Raw genomic sequence first — 17,967 nt, 5'->3', positions numbered from 1 at the left:
GTCACCCTCGAAGGACACCGCTCCCCCTTGCGCTCCGTGCTCGTGATCGCGGCCAACCTAGCGAGCGCGGAACGGCATTACACGTGGGTCGGGGCGAACATGCGGAGTTTGGCCGGAAGGACCACCACCGACGGGCCGGATGTGGCCAGGGCCTTCTCCAGGTCCGCGCGGAGGGCGTCCGGGGTGGTGGTGACGGCGGGGACGCCGAAGGATTCGGCCAGGGCCGCGAAGTCCGGGCGGGTCAGCTCGGTGCCGGTGGTGCGGCCGTCGAAGGCGTCCGCCATGTACTCGCGGAGGATGCCGTAGCCGCCGTCGTCGACGATCAGCCAGGTGACGTCCAGGTCGTGCTGGCGGGCCGTGGCCAGTTCGGCGAGGGAGTACATGGCGCCGCCGTCGCCGGAGACGGCGAGGACGGGGGTGCCCGGCTCGGCCAGGCAGGCACCGAGGGCGGCGGGGAAGGCGTAGCCGAGGCCGCCCGCGCCCTGCGCCGAGTGCATGGTGTTGGGGTGCCGCGGGTCGAAGGCGGACCAGGCCCAGTACGCCAGGATCGTCATGTCCCAGAACGACGGGGAGCGGGCGGGGAGGGCCGAGCGGATCGAGGCGAGGAGGCCCTGCTCCAGGTCGAGGCCCTGGCCGGCGAGGCGGGCCCTGACGGCCGAGAGGACGGTGCGGGCGCGCCCGGCGGCGGCCGGGTCGCGGCGTTCGGCGACGGTCTCCAGGAGGGCCTGGAGGGCGAGGCGGGCGTCGGCGTGGATGCCGAGCGCGGTGTGGTTGGACTCCAGCTTGCCGGGGTCGGCCTCGATCTGGACGACGCGGCCGCGGGGGCGGAACGTGTGGTAGTTCGACGACAGCTCGCCGAGCCCGGAGCCGACCACCAGCAGGACGTCCGCGTCTTCGAGGAAGTCGGTCGTGTGGCGGTCCTCCAGCCAGGACTGGAGGGACAGGGGGTGCTTCCAGGGGAAGGCCCCCTTGCCGCCGAAGGTGGTGGCGACGGGCGCGTCGAGGCGTTCCGCGAGCTGTTTCAGCTTTCCGGCCGCGTCCGAGCGGATGACGCCGCCGCCCGCGAGGATCGCCGGGCGTTCGGCGTGCTCCAGCCAGTGCGCGGCGAGCGCGGTCAGCTCGGGGCGCGGGGCGAGCTCGTGCGGGGTGGCGTCCATGCCCGTGACCTGCGGGATGAACGTTTCCGCCCGGAGGACGTCCTCGGGGATCTCCACCCAGACGGGCCCGTGCGGCGCCGTCAGCGCCGACTCCCACGCCGCGGCGACGGCGGAGGGGATCTGCGAGGGGGTGCGGGCGGTGTGGACGGACTTGACGACGTCCCGGAAGGAGGCGGCCTGGTCGCGCAGTTCGTGCAGGTGGCCGCGGCGCCCGCCGCCGAGGCCCGCGGCCGGCACCTGGGAGGAGATGGCGAGGACCGGCGAGGAGGCGGCGGCCGCCTCCGCGAGGGCGGGCAGCGCGGTGAGCGCGCCCGGGCCCGTCGACAGCAGCAGCGGCACGGCCTCGCCGGTCAGCCGGCCGTACGCGTCGGCCGCGAAGCCGGCGTTGTTCTCCACCCGCAGCGTGACGAGCCGCAGGTCGGAGCGGCCGACCGCGTCGAACAGGCCGAGGGCGTGCTGCCCCGGCAGCCCGAACACGGTCGTCGCGCCGAGCCCGCGCAGCGTCTCCACGACCAGGTCCCCGCCCGTGCGGCCCGGCGGCGCGGCGAGTGCCGCCGCCCGCTGGGCGTCGGTGGGGCGGAGTACCAGGTCGTGGTCGTGCGTCACGCTGTGCGGGCCTTCCGTGCCGACGTGCCGAAGGGCGTGGCCGTGGCGGCTACTTGCCCTTCGCGGCCGCGATCTGGCGGCTCATGATGGTGGTCAGCTCGTACGCGGTGTGCGAGGCCGCGACCGAGGTGATCTCGGCGTGATCGTACGCCGGGGCGACCTCGACGACGTCCGCGGAGACCAGGTTGCAGGACGACAGGCCGCGGATGATCTCCAGCAGCTCGCGGGAGGTCATGCCGCCCGCCTCGGGGGTGCCGGTGCCGGGGGCGTGGGCCGGGTCGAGGACGTCGATGTCGATGGAGATGTACAGCGGGCGGTCGCCGATGCGCTGGCGCAGCTGGTCGGCGACCTCGTCGGCGCCGCGGCGGTAGACGTCGGCGGAGGTGACGATGCCGAAGCCCATCTTGGCGTCGTCGTCGAGGTCCTGCTTGCCGTACAGCGGGCCGCGGGTGCCGACGTGGGAGAGCGCCTCGGTGTCGAGGATGCCCTCCTCGACGGCGCGGCGGAACGGGGTGCCGTGGGTGTACTCGGCGCCGAAGTAGGTGTCCCAGGTGTCCAGGTGGGCGTCGAAGTGCAGCAGGGCGACCGGGCCGTGCTTCTTCGCGACCGAGCGCAGCAGCGGCAGGGCGATGGTGTGGTCGCCGCCGAGGGTCATCAGGCGGGAGCCGGCGCCCAGCAGCTCGTCGGCCGCGGCCTCGACCGTCTCGACGGCCTCGTTGATGTTGAAGGGGTTCACGGCGATGTCGCCGGCGTCGGCGACCTGCGCGAGCGCGAACGGGGAGGCGTCCTGCGCGGGGTTGTACGGGCGCAGCAGGCGGGAGGCCTCGCGGATGGCGTTGCCGCCGAAGCGGGCGCCGGGGCGGTAGGAGACACCGGAGTCGAAGGGCACGCCGACGACGGCGACGTCGGCGGAGCCGACCTCGTCCAGGCGGGGCAGTCGCGCGAACGTCGCGGGGCCCGCGTAGCGCGGGATGCGGGAGGAGTCGACCGGTCCGCGCGGCGTCTGCTCGGTGCTCATGGGATGCCCTTCGTGAGGTCCTACGGTGCGGTCCTTCGAGCGTACGGCGCGGCAGGGAGGGCGCGAAGTGTACGTTTCCTCCATACGGCCCCGCTGACATGTCCGGAGTATCCATGGACGAATCCCGCACACAGGATGTTTCGGGCCCCGGCGGGGGTCCTGCCTCGCCGGTGCCGCCCGTGCCGCTGAGGGCACTGCTCGCCGACCGGGAGCTCGGGCTGCGGCACCTGGCGGGGCCCGCGGAGGCGGCGGTGCACGGGGTGCACGCCTCGGAGATGGCCGACCCGGCGCCGTACCTGCTCGGCGGGGAGCTGCTGCTGACGGCGGGGGCGGCGGACGCGGCGGGGGCGGGCTTCGAGGCCGCCGCGGGCGCCGGGACCGGGCCCGCCGAGGGCCTCGCCGCGGCCGGCGGGTACGACCGGTACGCGGCCCGGCTCGTCGCGGCGGGCGCCGCCGCGCTGGGCTTCGGCGTGGCGCCGCTGCACGCGGAGGTCCCGCCCGCGCTGGCCGAGGCGTGCGCGCGGCACGGGCTGCCGCTGGTGGAGGTGCCGCCGCGGACCCCGTTCACCGCGGTCGCCCGCGCGGTGTGGCGGCTGATGGCCGAGGCACGGACGCGGGAGCTGCGCCGGGTGACCGAGGCCCAGCAGGCCCTCGCCGCGGCGGCGGCCCGCCCCGATCCGGTCCCGGCGGTGCTGTCGCGGCTCGCGGCCGGCCTCGGCGGGTACGTCGTGCTGTGGCCGGACGGCCGCGCCGCGGGCGGCCCGCCGCCGGCCGCGGCGGGGGCCCGGGGGGCACTGGACGCGCTGCTGGATCGGGTGGGGCGGCGCGGCGGCCCGGCCACCGCCACGGACCAGGCGGGCGGCTGGCACCTGGCGGCGCACGCCCTGGGCCGGCCCGCGGACCGGCAGGCCGCCCTGGGTACGGCCGCGCCGGTCCGCACCCCCGGGGACCACACGATCGCCTCGGTCGCGGCCGTGCTCCTGACGCTGCTCACCGCCGAGCGGCCGGCCGGGGAGCAGGCCGCGGCGCTGACCCGGCTGCTGCTGGGCGGCTCCCCCGCCGCGGCGCTGGGCGGTCCGGGCCCCTGGTACGCCGTCCACGCCCGCGGCGGCCCCGATCCGCGGGGCCTCGCGGCCGCGCTGGGCACCGTACTGGCCGATCCGGGCGGGCCGGCCGTACGGCTCCTCACGGACCGGGATCCGGGCCCGCAGCCCGGGTGGCGGCTGGGCGTCAGCGCTCCGGCCGCGCCGGACGCCCTGGCCGTGGCCGACGCGCAGGCCCACCGCGCCCTGGCCCGCGCCGAGGCGGCCCGTACGGCCCTCGCCCGGCACACCGAGCCGGGCCTCGCGGGCCTGGTCGGCGAGGCCGAGGCCCGCGCCCACGCCGAGGCCCTGCTCGGGCCGCTCCCGCCGGTGCTGCGGGGGACGCTGCGCACCTGGCTGGCCCGGCACGGCAGCTGGGACCGCACGGCCGCCGACCTGGGGGTGCACCGCAACACCGTCCGCCAGCGCATCGCCCGCGCCGCGGCCCTGCTGGACCGGGACCTGGACGACGCGGACGTCCGCATGGAGCTGTGGTTCGCCCTGCGCACGGCGGCGTCGCAGGCCCCGGAGCAGGATGCGGCAGCGGAAGGCCCCCCGGTCAGCGGTTGAAGGCCGCCAGCCCGAACCGCTGGAAGATGGCCAGCCCGTCGCCCTTGGCATCGGTGCTGTTCACGGAGTAGACGAGGGTGCGGGACAGGTCGCGGGTGGCGGCGATCACCGTGTGGTAGCCGGGCCGGGCGCCGGTCTTGCCCCACACCTCCTTGCCGTTCACGGTGAACCGCTGGAGGCCCGCGCTGCGCGTGGCGCCGGGGACGTCCGGGACGGTGAACATCTCCTCCAGCTGCGGCGCGGGGACGACGCGGCCCCGGAAGAGGGCGGTGAGGAAGCGCTCCAGGTCGCGCGTGGTGGAGATCATGTCGCCCGCGGCGAAGCGGTCGGACATGTTCCACTCGGTGACGTCGACCGGCTCGCCGTCGATCAGCTGGTAGCCGCGGTGGTGCGGGCCGTGGATGCGGGGGTCGGTGCCGCGCGGGAAGGACGTGCCGGTCATGCCGAGGGGGCGGAAGATCCGGACCTCGGCCTGGTGGGCGTAGGAGTCGCCGGTGGCCTTCTCCACCAGCATGCCGAGGATCGTGTAGTTGATGTTGTTGTAGTGCTGCTGCGTGCCCGGGTCGAAGGCCGGGCCCTTGGCGGTGCCGGAGGCCACGGACTGCTGCGGGGTGATCGTCTCGAAGCGGTGCGGGTACTCCTCGGCGACGGTGTTGCCGAAGCCGTCGCCGCCCTGGATGCCGCTGGTGAAGTTGAGCAGGTGGCGGACGGTGACGGGCTTGGCGAACGTCGCGGGCAGCAGCCCCGGCATCAGCTGCTGGACGGAGGCGTCCAGGTCGATCCGGCCCTCGGCGGCGAGCTGGAGGACGAGCGCCGCGGTGACGATCTTCGTGGTGGAGCCGGCCCGGAAGCGGGCGTTCTCCAGGGCCGGGGCGCCGGTGCGCAGGTCGCGGACGCCGGCCGCGCCCGTCCAGCGGCCGTTCCCGCCGACGCGGATGAGGGCGGCCGTCGCGTCCCTGTCCGGCAGCCCGGCGAGGGCCGCGCGCAGCGCCGCGGTGTCGGGGCCGTCCGCGGCGTCCCGGGCGCTCGCGACGGCCGGGGCGGGTGCGGCGTGGGCGGCGGTGGCGAGGGGTCCGGCGGTGAGGCCGAGGAGGAGGGCGGCGGCGAGGGCGGTGCGGGTACGGCGGTTCATTCGGACTCCCGGTCGGTCGGCTCGGGGCGGTGCGGGACGGCTCCCATCCTGGTGATCACCGGCCGCCCGCCGGATCCTGCGCGGGCAGGAGCCGCCCCCTGCGGGTAACGCCCGGGGTCGTCAGGGGAGTCGGCAGGGTTGTCCCCGAGGCCGTCGACGGCGCCGCCACCAGCGGGGGTGGCGCTTGTCATACCGTCTGCAGAGCTCTGGACAGAGTCGCCAACTCGCCGGTAACTTTGCTATGAGCAAGCGCTTAGACACAGGCGGCGGACTGCCGCGACGAAGGGAGCCGGCCGTGCGCCGTACGGTGTTCAACGAGGACCACGAGGCCTTCCGGGAGACCCTCCGCGCCTTCATCGAGGCCGAGGTCGTACCGGTCTACGACGAGTGGTTCGCCGCCGGCCAGGCGCCCCGCGACTTCTACTACAAGCTCGGCGAGCTGGGCGTCTTCGGCATCAACGTCCCCGAGGAGTTCGGCGGCGCCGGCCTGGACACCCACAAGTTCGAGGCCGTCCTGTACGAGGAGACCTCCCGCGCGGGCGTCAACTTCGGCGGCTCCGGCGTGCACGTCCTGCTCGCCCTGCCCTACATCAAGATGCTCGCCACCGACGAGCAGAAGAAGCGCTACCTCCCGAAGTTCGTCTCCGGCGAGGAGATGTGGGCGCTGGCGATGACCGAGCCGGGCACCGGCTCCGACGTCGCGGGCATGAAGACCACCGCGAAGCTCTCCGAGGACGGCACGCACTACGTCCTCAACGGCGCCAAGACCTTCATCACCGGCGGTGTGCACGCCGACCGCGTCATCGTCTGCGCCCGCACCTCCGCCCCGACCGAGCAGGACCGCCGCTTCGGCATCTCCCTGTTCGCCGTGGACACCAAGTCCGAGGGCTACTCCATCGGCCGCAAGCTCGACAAGCTGGGCCTGAAGACCTCCGACACCGCCGAGCTGGCGTTCGTCGACGTCAAGGTCCCCGTCGAGGACCTGCTCGGCGAGGAGGGCAAGGGCTTCTACTACCTCGGCCACAACCTGGCCTCCGAGCGCTGGGGCATCGCCTTCGGCGCGTACGCCCAGGCCGCCGCGGCGATCCGGTTCGCCCAGCAGTACGTGACCGAGCGCACCGTCTTCGGCAAGCCGGTCGCCCACTTCCAGAACACCAAGTTCGAGCTGGCCGCCTGCCAGGCCGAGGTGGACGCCGCCCAGGCCGTCGCCGACCGCGCGCTGGAGGCCCTGGACGCCGGCGAGCTGACCCCGGCGGAGGCCGCCTCCGCGAAGCTGTTCTGCACCGAGGTCGCCCACCGCGTCATCGACCGCTGCCTCCAGCTGCACGGCGGCTACGGCTACATGAACGAGTACCCGATCGCCCGCCTGTACGCCGACAACCGCGTCAACCGCATCTACGGCGGCACCAGCGAGATCATGAAGACGATCATCGCGAAGTCGATGGGGCTGTAAGTCCCCTTGAGCAAGGCACTGACCGGTCTCCTCGATCTGCTCGACCTGGAGCAGATCGAGGAGAACATCTTCCGCGGCCAGAGCCGCACCTCCCTGGTGCCGCGGGTGTTCGGCGGGCAGGTCGCGGCGCAGGCGCTGGTCGCGGCCGGCCGGACCGTGCCCGGAGACCGCACCGCGCACTCCCTGCACTCGTACTTCCTGCGCACGGGGGACGCGGGCGCGCCCATCGTCTACTCCGTGGACCGGATCCGCGACGGGCGCTCCTTCACCACCCGGCGGGTCGTCGCCGTCCAGCACGGCCAGCCGATCTTCCACCTCTCGGCGTCCTTCCAGACGCACGAGGAGGGCCTCGACCACCAGGTCTCCATGCCGGACGCCCCGGACCCGGAGACGCTGCCCACGGCCGAGGAGGACCTGCCCGCCTACCGGCACCTGTTCCAGGACGGGGCCACGGTCGAGCGGCTGCTGGAGTCGCGGGCCGCGGTGGACCTGCGATATGCCACGACCCCGCCGTGGGGCACCATCGGCGAGCCCGTCGAGCCGCGCTCCCAGGTGTGGTTCCGCACCGCCGGCAAGCTCGACGGGGACGACCCGCTGCTGCACACCTGCCTGGCCACGTACGTCTCGGACATGACCCTGCTCGACTCGGTGCTGCTCGCGCACGGCCGGGGCGGCTGGGCCGTCGGCGACGTGGTCGGCGCCTCCCTCGACCACGCGATGTGGTTCCACCGGCCGTTCCGGGCCGACGAGTGGCTGCTGTACGACCAGGACTCGCCGACCTCGCAGCGGGGCCGCGGGCTCGGCCAGGCCCGCATCTGGACCCGGGACGGCCGCCTGGCCGTCACCGTCATCCAGGAGGGCGTGGTCCGCGTCCCGCGCACCTGACGCCGGGGACCGGGCGCGGCGCGCCCGACGCCCGGGCGCGGTGCGACCGCGCCCGGTCCGGGCGCCCGCGCCCGGTCCGGCGTCAGTCCCCGGCGAGGCCGGCCGCGTCCAGCAGGTAGGCGACCAGGGGGTCGTAGTAGCGCGGGTCGCGGACGTGGTCGTCCAGCGGGACCACCACCTGTACGGTTCCCTCGGCCTCGCCGAGGAAGAGCGCCGGGTCGTTGCAGTCGGCGTACCCCACCGCGTCCAGGCCGCGCTGCGCGGCGCAGCCCGCCCAGCCGTGGTCGGCGACGACCAGGTCCGGCAGGGGCCGGCCCGCGGCGGCGAGCCCGTCCAGGATCGCGGCCATCGGCTCCGGGGAGTGGGTGTGCCACAGGGTGGCGCCCCGCTCCAGGACGGCGACGTCGGCGAACTGCCACACCGAGGCCTCGTCGGCGATGAGCCCGGAGGGGATGGCGACGATCTCGCAGCCCGCGGCCCGCAGCGCCGCGGCCGTGGCGCGGTGCACGTCCAGCAGGCCGCCCGGGTGCCCGGTGGCGAAGAGGACGCTCTGCCGGTCCAGGGCCGCCTTGCGCAGCCGGGCCGCCATCCGGTCGAGGGCGGCGGCGGTCAGCTCGGGGTCGATGGTGTCCTGGCCCTGCCGGTGCTCGGCGTCGTCGACGACGCCGCAGCGCTCCGCCATCACCGCGAGGACGTCCTGCTCGTCGCTCCAGCGGTCGCCGAGGTCGAGGCCGAGCCAGTAGTGCCGGTCCCCGTTGGCGAGGGCCCGGTAGTGGGCCAGGTTGTTCTCGCGCGGGGTGGCGACCTGTCCGGCGATCCGCGTGCGGACCAGGTGTTCCACCAGTTCGGCGCGGGTCGGTACGGACGTCGGTATCGGCACGGTCGGCTCAGTCGGCTTCGGCATGCGGCCCATTGTGCCGCCGCCCCGCCGGAGGCGGGGCTTCCATCCCAAGCGGCGGACCGGGCGCGTCACGCGCTCAGCGCCCGGAACGCGCCGTGCGCGAGCCGCCGCAGCAGCGACTCCGTGGCCTCGCGGCCGGGCGTCCCCAGGTGGGGCGTGGAGTTCAGCAGGCCGAAGACGGCGTGGACGGCGACGCGGACCTCGGCCTCGCCGACGCCGGGGTGCAGTTCGCGCACGACGGCCACCCACAGTTCGACGTACTGGCGCTGGAGCTGCCGGACGAGCTTGCGGTCGGCGTCGCGCAGCCGGTCCAGCTCGCGGTCGTGGAGGGTGATGAGGGCGCGGTCGTCGAGGGCGAAGTCTATGTGGCCGTCGATCAGCGAGGCCAGGACGGCGGCCGGGTCGCCGTCGGCCTCCTCGACGCGGCGCCGGCCTCCGGTGAGCAGCCGCTCGCTGATCCCGACGAGCAGCTCGGCGAGCATGGCGTCCTTCCCGGCGAAGTGCCGGTAGAGCCCGGGGCCGCTGATGCCCACCGCCGCGCCTATCTCGTCGACGCCGACGCCGTGGAAGCCGCGTTCGGCGAAGAGGCGTGCGGCCTCGCTGAGGATCTGCTCGCGACGGGTGGGTGCGGCCGCTGAAGTGCTCATGGGCAACCATTCTAGACAGGGCCGTTAGCGGTCGTTAACCTAGGCGCCACACACGTTAACGCTCATTAACCGTGGATCCGAGCAAGGGAGCTCGACCGATGCAGCAGGCACCCGTGCTGACCAGCGCCGCGGACCCGGCGTCCGAGGCCTGGCGCACCAACGAGGCGGCCCACCGCGAACTGTCCGAGGGGCTGCGCGCCCGCCTGGCGGCGGTCCGCCTCGGGGGCGGCGAGAAGGCCCGGGCCCGCCACACGGCGCGCGGCAAGCTGCTGCCCCGTGACCGGGTGGACGCGCTCCTGGACCCGGGTTCGCCGTTCCTGGAGCTGGCCCCCCTGGCCGCCGAGGGCATGTACGGGGGCGCGGCGCCGGCCGCCGGGGTCATCGCGGGCATCGGGCGGGTCAGCGGCCGCGAGTGCGTCGTCGTCGCGAACGACGCCACCGTCAAGGGCGGCACGTACTACCCGATGACGGTCAAGAAGCACCTGCGGGCCCAGGAGGTGGCGCTGGAGAACCGTCTCCCCTGCCTGTACCTGGTCGACTCCGGCGGCGCCTTCCTGCCGATGCAGGACGAGGTGTTCCCCGACCGGGAGCACTTCGGCCGCATCTTCTACAACCAGGCCCGCATGTCGGGCGCCGGCATCCCGCAGATCGCCGCCGTCCTCGGCTCCTGCACCGCGGGCGGCGCGTACGTCCCGGCGATGAGCGACGAGGCCGTCATCGTCCGCAACCAGGGCACGATCTTCCTCGGCGGGCCGCCGCTGGTGAAGGCGGCCACCGGCGAGGTCGTCACCGCGGAGGAGCTCGGCGGCGGCGAGGTCCACAGCCGCGTCTCCGGCGTCACCGACCACCTCGCCGAGGACGACGCGCACGCGCTGCGGATCGTCCGCAACATCGTGGCGACCCTGCCCGAGCGGGGCCCCCTGCCGTGGGCGGTGGAGCAGGCCGAGGAGCCGAAGGTCGACCCGTACGGCCTGTACGGCGCGGTCCCCGTCGACTCCCGCACCCCCTACGACGCCCGCGAGATCATCGCCCGCATCGCCGACGGCTCCCGCTTCCAGGAGTTCAAGGCCGAGTTCGGCACGACCCTCGTCACCGGCTTCGCCCGCATCCACGGCCACCCCGTCGGCATCGTCGCCAACAACGGCATCCTCTTCGCCGAATCCGCCCAGAAGGGCGCCCACTTCATCGAGCTGTGCGACCAGCGCGGCATCCCCCTGCTGTTCCTGCAGAACATCTCCGGCTTCATGGTGGGCCGCGACTACGAGGCCGGCGGCATCGCCAAGCACGGCGCCAAGATGGTCACGGCCGTCGCCTGCACCCGCGTCCCGAAGCTGACGGTGGTCGTCGGCGGCTCGTACGGCGCGGGCAACTACTCGATGTGCGGGCGGGCGTACTCGCCCCGCTTCCTGTGGATGTGGCCCAACGCCAAGATCTCCGTGATGGGCGGCGAGCAGGCGGCGTCCGTCCTCGCCACGGTCAAGCGCGACCAGATCGAGGGTGCCGGCCAGGAGTGGTCCGCGGAGGACGAGGAGTCCTTCAAGGCCCCGGTCCGCGCCCAGTACGAGGAGCAGGGCAGCGCCTACTACGCCACCGCGCGGCTGTGGGACGACGGGGTCATCGACCCCCTGGAGACCCGGCAGGTGCTGGGGCTCGCCCTGACCGCCTGCGCGAACGCGCCGCTGGGCGAGCCCGGCTTCGGCATCTTCCGTATGTGACCTGCGACCTGTGACGTGAGGACCCCCAAGATGTTCAGCACTGTCCTTGTGGCCAACCGGGGCGAGATCGCGGTCCGGGTCATCCGCACCCTGCGCGAGCTCGGCATCCGGTCGGTGGCCGTCTTCAGCGACGCCGACGCGGACGCCCGCCACGTGCGGGAGGCCGACACGGCCGTCCGGATCGGGCCCGCCGCCGCCTCCGAGAGCTACCTGTCCGTGGAGCGGCTCCTGGAGGCGGCCCGGCGGACCGGCGCCGAGGCCGTCCACCCCGGCTACGGCTTCCTCGCGGAGAACGCCGCGTTCGCGCAGGCCTGCACGGAGGCCGGACTGGTCTTCATCGGCCCGCCCGCGTCCGCGATCTCCCTGATGGGCGACAAGATCCGGGCCAAGGAGACCGTCCGGGCGGCGGGCGTGCCCGTGGTCCCCGGCTCCTCGGGGAGCGGCCTGTCCGACGCCGAGCTCGTCGAGGCCGCCGAGAAGATCGGCATGCCGGTCCTGCTCAAGCCGTCCGCTGGCGGCGGCGGCAAGGGCATGCGCCTGGTCCGCGACGGGGCGGTGCTGGCGGAGGAGATCGCGGCGGCCCGCCGCGAGGCCCGCTCCTCCTTCGGCGACGACACCCTGCTCGTGGAGCGCTGGGTGGACCGGCCCCGCCACATCGAGATCCAGGTGATGGCCGACGCCCACGGCAACGTCGTCCACCTCGGCGAGCGCGAGTGCTCGCTCCAGCGGCGCCACCAGAAGGTCATCGAGGAGGCCCCGTCCGTCCTGCTGACCCCGCAGATCCGGGCCGCCATGGGCGCCGCGGCCGTCGAGGCCGCCCGCGCGTGCGGGTACGTCGGCGCGGGCACCGTCGAGTTCATCGTCCCCGGCGGCGACCCCTCCTCCTACTACTTCATGGAGATGAACACCCGCCTCCAGGTCGAGCACCCGGTGACCGAGCTGGTCACCGGCCTGGACCTGGTCGAGCTCCAGCTGCGGGTGGCCGCCGGCGGCGAACTCGGCCTCACCCAGGACGACGTGCAGCTGACCGGGCACGCGATCGAGGCCCGCGTCTGCGCGGAGGACCCGGCGCGCGGCTTCCTGCCGTCCGGCGGCACGGTCCTGGCGCTGTCGGAGCCGTCGGGGCGGACCGTGCGGACCGACTCCGGGCTGGCGGCCGGGGTGGACGTGGGCTCCACGTACGACCCGATGCTGTCGAAGGTGATCGCGTACGGGCCCGACCGGGCGGCGGCGCTGCGCGTCCTGCGCGGGGCGCTCGCGGACACGGTGATCCTGGGCGTGCAGACGAACGCGGGCTTCCTGCGCCGGCTGCTGGCCCACCCGGACGTGGTGTCCGGGAACATGGACACCGGGCTCGTCGAGCGCGACCTGCCGGGCCTCCTGCCGGACGGGGTCCCGCCCGAGGTGTACGCGGCCGCCGCGCTTCTGGCCCGCGAGCCCGCCCCGGACGCGGCGGCCGGACAGGGGTGGGCGGACCCGTTCTCCGCGGCCGACGGCTGGCGCCTCGGCGGCACCCCGGCCTGGACGGTCCACCACTTCCGCCTGCCCGGCCAGGACCCGGTCGCCGTCCGCACCCGCCGCCTCGGCGCGGAGCTGGAGATCGAGCACCCGGGTGCAGAGGGCGGCCCGGCCCGCGGCCGGATCGTCTCCCTCACCGCCGACCGGCTCACCGTCGAACTCGACGGCGCCACCCACGCGTTCGGGCACGCCGCCTCCCCGGAGGGGGTCTGGCTCGGCCGCGACGGCGACAGCTGGCACGTCCAGCACCACGACCCCGTCGCGGCCGCGCTCGGCGGCCGCGGCCACGCGGGCGCCGACACGCTGGCCGCACCGATGCCGGGCACCGTCACCGTCGTCAAGGTCGCGGTCGGCGACAAGGTCGCCGCCGGGCAGAGCCTGCTCGTCGTCGAGGCCATGAAGATGGAGCACGTCATCTCCGCCCCGCACGCCGGCACGGTCGCCGAGCTGGACGTCTCCCCCGGGACGACCGTCGCCATGGACCAGGTCCTGGCCGTCGTCACCCCCGACGAGGACGAGGAGGCGGGCGCGTGAACGGGCTCCCCATGGCCGTCCCGGCCCCCGGCCTGCCCGCCCGCGTGCGCATCCACGAGGTCGGCGCCCGCGACGGGCTGCAGAACGAGAAGACGGCCGTCCCCACCGAGGTGAAGGCCGAGTTCATCCGCCGGCTGGCCGCCGCCGGGCTGCGCACCGTCGAGGCGACGAGCTTCGTCCACCCCAAGTGGGTGCCGCAGCTCGCCGACGCCGAGCAGCTGTACCCGCAGCTCGCGGACCTCGCCGGGGCCGGCGTGCACCTGCCCGTGCTCGTGCCCAACGAGCGCGGCCTGGACCGGGCGCTCGCCCTGGGCGCCGACCGGATCGCCGTCTTCGGCTCGGCGACCGAGACGTTCGCCGCCCGGAACCTCAACCGGACCGTCGCCGAGTCCCTCGCCATGTTCGAGCCCGTCGTGGCCCGGGCCAAGGAGGGCGGCGCGCACGTCCGCGGCTACCTGTCCATGTGCTTCGGCGACCCGTGGGAGGGGCCCGTGCCCGTCGCGCAGGTCGTCGGCACGGCCAAGGCGCTGCTGGACCTCGGCTGCGACGAGCTGAGCCTCGGCGACACCATCGGCACCGGCACCCCCGGCCACGTGCGGTCCCTGCTCACCGCCCTGAACGGGGCGGGCGTGGCGACCGACCGGATCGGCGTGCACTTCCACGACACGTACGGCCAGGCCCTCGCCAACACCCTCGCCGCGCTGGAGCACGGGGTGGCCACCGTGGACGCCTCCGCCGGCGGCCTCGGCGGCTGCCCGTACGCGAAGAGCGCCACCGGCAACCTGGCCACCGAGGACCTGGTGTGGATGCTCGACGGCCTCGGCATCGAGACCGGGGTCGACCTGGCCGCCCTCACCGCCACGAGCGTGTGGATGGCCGAACGGCTGGGGCGCCCCAGCCCCTCCCGCACCGTCCGCGCCCTCTCCCACAAGGAGTGAAGACACCATGTCCCTCGACCACCGCCTGACCCCCGAGCACGAGGAGCTCCGCCGCACGGTGGAGGCGTTCGCGCACGACGTCGTCGCGCCGAAGATCGGCGACTTCTACGAGCGGCACGAGTTCCCGTACGAGATCGTGCGCGAGATGGGCCGCATGGGCCTGTTCGGCCTGCCCTTCCCCGAGGAGTACGGCGGCATGGGCGGCGACTACCTCGCCCTCGGCATCGCCCTGGAGGAGCTGGCCCGCGTCGACTCCTCGGTCGCCATCACCCTGGAGGCGGGCGTCTCGCTGGGCGCGATGCCGCTGTACCTCTTCGGCTCGGAGGAGCAGAAGCGGCAGTGGCTGCCGAAGCTGTGCTCGGGCGAGGTGCTGGGCGCGTTCGGCCTGACCGAGCCGGGGGCCGGCTCGGACGCCGGCGGCACCCGCACCACGGCCGTCAAGGACGGCGGCGAGTGGGTGATCAACGGTTCGAAGTGCTTCATCACCAACTCCGGCACGGACATCACCGGCCTGGTCACCGTCACGGCCGTCACCGGCCGCAAGGACGACGGCCGTCCGGAGATCTCCTCGATCATCGTGCCGTCCGGCACCCCCGGCTTCACGGTGGCCGCCCCCTACTCCAAGGTCGGCTGGAACGCCTCCGACACCCGCGAGCTGTCCTTCGACGGGGTGCGGGTCCCGCTGGAGAACCTGGTCGGCGAGGAGGGCCGCGGCTACGCGCAGTTCCTGCGCATCCTCGACGAGGGCCGCATCGCGATCTCGGCGCTGGCGACGGGCCTGGCGCAGGGCTGCGTGGACGAGTCGGTGAAGTACGCGAAGGAGCGGCAGGCCTTCGGCCGGCCCATCGGCGACAACCAGGCCATCCAGTTCAAGCTGGCCGACATGGAGATGCGCGCCCACATGGCCCGGGTGGGCTGGCGCGACGCCGCGTCCCGGCTGGTGAACGGCGAGCCGTTCAAGAAGGAGGCGGCCATCGCGAAGCTGTACTCCTCGACGGTCGCCGTCGACAACGCGCGGGACGCCACGCAGATCCACGGCGGATACGGGTTCATGAACGAGTACCCGGTGGCCCGCATGTGGCGCGACTCCAAGATCCTGGAGATCGGGGAGGGCACGAGCGAGGTCCAGCGGATGCTCATCGCGCGCGAGCTGGGCTTCACGGGCTGACGCACGGGCGGGCCGCGGCCGGGGGCCGGCGCAGGGGGAACGATCCTGCGCCGGCCCCCGGCCTTTGTGCGCCGCTGCAATTCGTTTTCTGCCGAATTGCCGGGTACTCGGCAGAACGGCTTTTCGCTCCCGAAGCCGACGGACCGGCAATTCACTTTCTCCGGACGGCACTTCACGGGAATGCCGGATCACGGAAGGTCTCCCGCAGATCACGATTGGCGCTCGGGCGCGGACCGGCCTTGCATCCCCGCCGGAGATCCCTTTAGGTTAGGCTTACCTTCCCCACCGAACGGCCCGTTTCGGCCGCCCGGCACGTATGAAAGCGGACACCGACATGCCCAAGTCCCGTACCTCCTACCTCACCCGCCGCGGCCTGGTCGCCGCCGGCGGCGCCCTCGGCCTCGTCGCGGCGCTGACCGCGTGCGGCGGCACCGACAAGGCGAAGAGCGGCGGCGACGCGGACAAGGGCGCCGCGGCGTCGGGCGCCTGGACCTTCAAGGACGACCTGGGCAAGGACGTCAGCCTGAAGGCCGCCCCGAAGAACGTCGTGGCCTACACCGGCACCGCGGCCGCGCTGTACGACTACGGCGTCTCGGTCAAGGGCGTCTTCGGCCCGACCAAGACCGCCGACGGCAAGCCCGACGTGACGGCCGGCTCGATGGACATCTCCAAGGTCGAGATCCTCGGCAACGTCTACGACGAGTTCAACGTCGAGAAGTACGCCTCCCTGGCCCCCGAGCTGCTCGTCACCAACACCTGGGACGGCACCTACTGGTACGTGCCCGAGGCCTCCAAGGACAAGATCCTGGCCCTGGCCCCGGCCGCCGCGATCGGCGTGGGCGGCGACGCCTCCATGGACAAGTCCCTGGCCCGCACCGCCGACCTGGCGAAGGCCCTGGGCGCCGACCTGAACAGCAAGAAGGTCACCGACGCCAAGGCCCGCTTCGAGGCCGCCGCCGGCAAGGTCCGCGAGGCCACCAAGGCGAACCCGGGCATCAAGGTGCTCGTCGGCTCCGGCTCGGACGCGCTGTTCTACGTCTCCACCCCGAAGACCTCCGCCGACCTGAAGTACTTCGAGTCCCTCGGCGTCGAGTTCGTCTCCCCCGAGCAGGACAAGCTCGACCAGGGCGGCTTCTTCGAGAGCCTCAGCTGGGAGAACGCCGGCAAGTACAAGGCCGACCTCGTCCTCCTCGACAACCGCACGGGCACCCTCCAGCCCGACGCCCTGAAGGCCAAGCCGACCTGGAACGAGCTGCCCGCCGTCAAGGCCGGCCAGGTCGCCCCGCGCGTGACCGAGCCGATCTACTCCTACGAGAAGTGCGCCCAGGTCCTGGAGGACCTCGCCAAGGCCATCCAGAACGCCAAGAAGGTCGGCTAGTACCCCGGCCGGCCCCACGGCCGGCAGGAGATACATCCGGGACCCGGGCCCGCGGCCGACGCCGCGGGCCCTCGGTCCTGCCGCGGCACGGCCACACCCATCCGGCGCCGGACCCCGCTGACCCGCGGTCCGGCGCCCGCCCGACACCCAGGGGGGATCCACCCGCATGTCCGACTCCGCGTCCGGCACCGCGACCGCGCCCGCACCCGAGGCCGCAGCCGCCCACTTCCGCTTCTTCGCCCCGGAAGTGCTCCGCACCCGCCGCCTCGGCCACTCCTTCCTGCGGGTCACCTTCGGCGGCGACGGCCTGGCCGGCTTCCGCTCGGGCGGCTTCGACCAGAGCCTCTCGCTCTTCCTCCCGCCCGCGCACCGGGTCCACACCGAACTGCCCTCCACCGCCGAGGACACCTGGTTCGCCGCCTGGCGCGGGATGCCGGACGGCGAGCGGCCGGTCATGCGCTCGTACACGGTCCGCGAGCAGCGCGACGGGGACGGCGGCGCGGTCGAGGTGGACATCGACTTCGTGCTCCACGGCGACTCCTCCCCCGCGTCCGCCTGGGCCGGCCGGGCCGCCGCAGGCCACCGGATCCTGGCCATCGGCCCGACGGTGGCCGGCAACAAGTCCGTGCGCTTCCAGCCGCCGGCTGGCACCGACGCGCTGGTGATGTACGCGGACGAGACGGCGCTCCCCGCGGCCGCCGCGATCCTGGAGCGCCAGGCGCCGGGCATGCGGGTGCGGGCGTTCTTCGAGGTCCCGCACGCCGACGACCGGCTCGACTTGAAGACCGCCGCCGACGCGGAGATCACGTGGATCGTGCGCGGGGCCGGCCCCGGCCGGGCCGAGCGCGTGGTCGAGGCGGTGCGGGCCGCCGGACTCCCGCAGGCGCAGCGCCCGTACGGCTGGCTCGCGGGTGAGGCGGGCACGATCCGCGCCGTCCGCCGGCACCTCGTGCAGGAGCGCTCCCTCGACCGGCGCGCGGTGCGCTTCACCGGCTACTGGCGCCTGGGCGCCAGCGAGGAGCAGCTGCTCGCCGAGGCGTACGCGGGCAAGGCCGCCAGCGAGGACCCCGCCTCCGCGCTGTAGGGCTGCGGACGGCCCCAGCGGCCACTTCAGGCCAACGGGCTCCGGCAGGGGCCTTTCGGCATGCCGGCCGGCCGCCGGCCGAGGTGCTCCCGGGTCCTGGCTCCAGCGGTCCGCAAGCCGTCCGATACCCCGTCACCAGCGTTTTCGTTGCCGTCCCACCAGCGGCCTCCACGATTCTTCA

14 protein-coding genes are annotated in these 17,967 nt (G+C 74.2%); 9 read left to right on the top strand and 5 right to left on the bottom strand.

From position 1 onward, the window contains the following. Nucleotides 1–77: 77 nt before the first annotated feature. Nucleotides 78–1,763 (bottom strand): thiamine pyrophosphate-binding protein, encoded by a 1,686-nt coding sequence (locus IE170_RS06520; protein ID WP_189808327.1) that lies wholly within the window; start codon nucleotides 1,761–1,763, stop codon nucleotides 78–80. A gap of 49 nt (nucleotides 1,764–1,812) precedes the next feature. Further along, the gene (gene speB, locus IE170_RS06515) at nucleotides 1,813–2,781 is read right to left on the bottom strand and encodes an agmatinase (protein WP_189808326.1); all 969 of its coding nucleotides are present in this window, start codon (nucleotides 2,779–2,781) and stop codon (nucleotides 1,813–1,815) included. Between the two features lie 113 nt (nucleotides 2,782–2,894). Between speB and IE170_RS06510 the strand changes: the two genes are divergently transcribed. Then, entirely contained in the window at nucleotides 2,895–4,433 is a 1,539-nt protein-coding gene (locus IE170_RS06510) for a PucR family transcriptional regulator (RefSeq protein ID WP_223856869.1), read from the top strand. Here IE170_RS06510 and IE170_RS06505 read toward each other — a convergent pair. Then, nucleotides 4,423–5,565: a serine hydrolase domain-containing protein gene (locus tag IE170_RS06505; protein ID WP_189808324.1), complete on the bottom strand. Its 1,143-nt coding sequence runs from the start codon at nucleotides 5,563–5,565 to the stop codon at nucleotides 4,423–4,425. The genes IE170_RS06510 and IE170_RS06505 overlap by 11 nt on opposite strands. Before the next feature lie 295 nt (nucleotides 5,566–5,860). Here IE170_RS06505 and IE170_RS06500 point away from each other — a divergent pair, with 295 nt between their 5' ends. Both IE170_RS06500 and IE170_RS06495 read left to right on the top strand, forming a co-directional pair. Beyond that, nucleotides 5,861–7,018 carry an acyl-CoA dehydrogenase family protein gene (locus IE170_RS06500; RefSeq protein WP_189808323.1) on the top strand — a complete coding sequence of 386 codons (1,158 nt, stop codon included), beginning with the start codon at nucleotides 5,861–5,863 and terminating at the stop codon, nucleotides 7,016–7,018. A gap of 6 nt (nucleotides 7,019–7,024) precedes the next feature. Beyond that, nucleotides 7,025–7,903 carry an acyl-CoA thioesterase gene (locus IE170_RS06495; protein ID WP_189808322.1) on the top strand — a complete coding sequence of 293 codons (879 nt, stop codon included), beginning with the start codon at nucleotides 7,025–7,027 and terminating at the stop codon, nucleotides 7,901–7,903. An 82-nt stretch (nucleotides 7,904–7,985) separates the two neighbouring features. On the opposite strand, the gene IE170_RS06490 is transcribed toward IE170_RS06495, so the two are convergent. Beyond that, nucleotides 7,986–8,816, bottom strand: a complete 831-nt coding sequence (locus IE170_RS06490; protein ID WP_189808321.1) for a phosphatase — start codon at nucleotides 8,814–8,816, stop codon at nucleotides 7,986–7,988. A gap of 56 nt (nucleotides 8,817–8,872) precedes the next feature. Next, complete coding sequence (locus IE170_RS06485; protein WP_189808320.1) at nucleotides 8,873–9,451, bottom strand: SACE_7040 family transcriptional regulator; 579 nt, start codon at nucleotides 9,449–9,451, stop codon at nucleotides 8,873–8,875. A gap of 98 nt (nucleotides 9,452–9,549) precedes the next feature. Here IE170_RS06485 and IE170_RS06480 point away from each other — a divergent pair, with 98 nt between their 5' ends. The 6 genes from IE170_RS06480 to IE170_RS06455 all read left to right on the top strand — a co-directional run bounded on the left by IE170_RS06480 (nucleotide 9,550) and on the right by IE170_RS06455 (nucleotide 17,786). Continuing rightward, nucleotides 9,550–11,166, top strand: coding sequence for a carboxyl transferase domain-containing protein (locus IE170_RS06480; RefSeq protein WP_189808319.1), 1,617 nt, complete (start codon nucleotides 9,550–9,552; stop codon nucleotides 11,164–11,166). A 30-nt stretch (nucleotides 11,167–11,196) separates the two neighbouring features. Continuing rightward, a complete protein-coding gene (locus IE170_RS06475; RefSeq protein WP_189808318.1) occupies nucleotides 11,197–13,218 on the top strand; it encodes an ATP-binding protein in 2,022 nt (673 codons plus the stop codon). An 11-nt stretch (nucleotides 13,219–13,229) separates the two neighbouring features. Further along, nucleotides 13,230–14,156 (top strand): hydroxymethylglutaryl-CoA lyase, encoded by a 927-nt coding sequence (locus tag IE170_RS06470; RefSeq protein ID WP_189808494.1) that lies wholly within the window; start codon nucleotides 13,230–13,232, stop codon nucleotides 14,154–14,156. A 7-nt stretch (nucleotides 14,157–14,163) separates the two neighbouring features. Next, nucleotides 14,164–15,324 (top strand): acyl-CoA dehydrogenase family protein, encoded by a 1,161-nt coding sequence (locus IE170_RS06465; RefSeq protein WP_189808317.1) that lies wholly within the window; start codon nucleotides 14,164–14,166, stop codon nucleotides 15,322–15,324. A gap of 334 nt (nucleotides 15,325–15,658) precedes the next feature. Further along, a complete protein-coding gene (locus IE170_RS06460) occupies nucleotides 15,659–16,702 on the top strand; it encodes an ABC transporter substrate-binding protein (protein ID WP_189808316.1) in 1,044 nt (347 codons plus the stop codon). A 166-nt stretch (nucleotides 16,703–16,868) separates the two neighbouring features. Next, nucleotides 16,869–17,786, top strand: coding sequence for a siderophore-interacting protein (locus tag IE170_RS06455; protein WP_189808315.1), 918 nt, complete (start codon nucleotides 16,869–16,871; stop codon nucleotides 17,784–17,786). The last annotated feature ends 181 nt before the right edge of the window (nucleotides 17,787–17,967 follow it).

It is taken from the genome of Streptomyces toxytricini, from assembly GCF_014649915.1.
GTDB lineage: Bacteria > Actinomycetota > Actinomycetes > Streptomycetales > Streptomycetaceae > Streptomyces > Streptomyces toxytricini.
Note: the sequence above shows the minus strand (reverse complement) of the source record. Positions and strands in the feature narration are given on the sequence as shown.